The following is a 2,424-nucleotide window of genomic DNA, read 5'->3' as shown; positions in this document are numbered from 1 at the left end:
CTCACGGGCCTCGGCCCTCGGCGCACCGGCCGGAGCCGACGCCCGCCGACTCGTCCGGCGCCGCGAACGCCCACCACGGGTGGCCGCGGCCTCCGCCTCGGCGGCGCTGCTGTACAGGTCCTCGTCGGGCCTGAAAGTGTCCATCAGCGGCTTCGCCGCGGGGGTCTCGGCGAACGGCACCGGCATGGCGACCTCGGCGGCCACCTCGGCCTCGGTCTCGATCTCGTCGTCGGCCGACTCGTCGTGCTCGTGCGTCTCGTGGTCGTGGGTGTCGTGCGCGTTCCCGTCCGCACCGCGCCCGCGCCGCTTGCGCTTGCCGCCGCCACCGACCGAGGTCGGCTGCTCCATGTGCACGATGACACCGCGGCCGTTGCAGTGGACGCAGGTCTCGGAGAAGGACTCCAACAGGCCCTGCCCGACGCGCTTACGGGTCATCTGCACGAGGCCCAGCGAGGTGACCTCGGCCACCTGGTGCTTCGTACGGTCACGGCCCAGGCACTCCAGCAGGCGCCGCAGCACCAGGTCCCGGTTGGACTCCAGCACCATGTCGATGAAGTCGATGACGACGATGCCGCCCAGGTCGCGCAGCCGCAGCTGGCGCACGATCTCCTCGGCCGCCTCCAGGTTGTTCCTGGTCACGGTCTCTTCGAGGTTGCCGCCCTGACCGGTGAACTTGCCGGTGTTGACGTCGATCACGATCATCGCTTCGGTCTTGTCGATGACCAGCGAACCGCCGCTCGGCAGCCAGACCTTGCGGTCCAGCGCCTTCATCAGCTGCTCGTCGATGCGGTACGTCGCGAAGACGTCGACCTCGGAGGTCCAGCGGGACAGCCGGTCGGCGAGGTCGGGGGCGACGTGCGCGACGTAGCCGTGGATGGTGTCCCACGCCTCGTCACCGCTGACGATGACCTTGGTGAAGTCCTCGTTGAAGATGTCGCGCACGACGCGGACGGTCATGTCCGGCTCGCCGTACAGCAGGGACGGGGCGTTCGAACCGCCGCCGCTCTTCGACTTCTTCTGGATGTCCTCCCACTGCGCCTGCAGCCGCTCGACGTCACGGCGCAGCTCGTCCTCGCTCGCGCCCTCGGCGGCGGTACGCACGATGACGCCCGCGTCCTCGGGGACGATCTTCTTGAGGATGGTCTTCAGCCGGGCCCGCTCGGTGTCGGGCAGCTTGCGGCTGATGCCGGTCATCGAGCCCTCGGGGACGTACACGAGGTAGCGCCCCGGGAGGGAGACCTGGCTGGTCAGACGCGCGCCCTTGTGCCCGATCGGGTCCTTGGTGACCTGGACGAGCACGGACTGCCCGGACTTGAGGGCGGACTCGATGCGGCGCGGCCCGTTGGCCATGCCGAGCGCCTCGAAGTTGACCTCACCGGCGTACAGGACGGCGTTGCGTCCCTTGCCGATGTCGATGAACGCGGCCTCCATGGAGGGCAGCACGTTCTGGACCTTGCCCAGGTAGACGTTGCCGACGTACGAGGTCGACTGCTCCTTGTTGACGTAGTGCTCGACGAGCACGCCGTCCTCCAGGACGCCGATCTGCGTGCGCTCACCGCTCTGCCGGACGACCATCACACGCTCGACGGCCTCACGCCGGGCCAGGAACTCCGCCTCGGTGATGATCGGGACGCGCCGGCGCCCCTGCTCGCGGCCTTCACGGCGGCGCTGCTTCTTGGCTTCGAGACGCGTCGAGCCCTTGATGGACTGCACCTCGTCGCTCGGGTGCTCGTCCTTCTTGGCGCGCGGCTCGCGGACCTTGACGACGGTGCGCTCGGGGTCGTCGGCCGACGAGGGCGACTCGCTCTCGCCGCCCGAGTCACCGGCTCGACGACGCCGACGGCGCCGGCGACGGCTGCTGCTCGACCCGGAACCGCCCTGGTCCTCGTCCGCCTCCTCGGCGTCCTCCTCGACCTGCTCGGCGGTGTCCTCGGCATCCTCGGCGGCCTGCTCGGCGGCGTACTCCTCGCCGTCCTCGGCCTCGTCCTCACCGGTGGCGGACTCGCCCCGGCGACGGCGACGGCCGCCACGGCGACGGCGGCGGCGCGAACCGGTCTCCTCGGCCTCGTCACCGTCGGCGGAGTCCTCGGCGGCCTCGTCGGCCTCCTCCGGCTCCTCCTCGACAACGACGGTCTCGACGACGGCCGCGACCACGGGCTCCGCCTCGAAGGCGGCACCCCGGCGACGACGCCGACGACGCCCGCCGGTCTCTTCCTCGACAACTTCCACGGCCACGGGCTCGGCGACGACGACCTCTTCCTCGTCGTCCTCCACCGCCTCGGCGGCAGCGGCGGCGGCCCGCTCCGGCGTCTGGAACATCGGCTCGGTGAAGACGGGTGCCCGGAACACGGCCACGGCGGGCCGCGCGGGCCGACGCGGGCCCTCGCCCTCCTCGGCGCCGTTCCCGTTCTTGGGCGCGGGCGC

1 protein-coding gene is annotated in these 2,424 nt (G+C 71.3%); it reads right to left on the bottom strand.

Annotated features, from left to right (window positions below; all coding sequences use genetic code 11):
- The coding region (locus R6V09_RS50930; protein ID WP_317888218.1) for an Rne/Rng family ribonuclease at positions 1–2,424 on the bottom strand (2,424 nt) is incomplete at both ends.

The organism is Streptomyces sp. W16, from assembly GCF_033194735.1.
Classification (GTDB): domain Bacteria; phylum Actinomycetota; class Actinomycetes; order Streptomycetales; family Streptomycetaceae; genus Streptomyces.
Note: the sequence above shows the minus strand (reverse complement) of the source record. Positions and strands in the feature narration are given on the sequence as shown.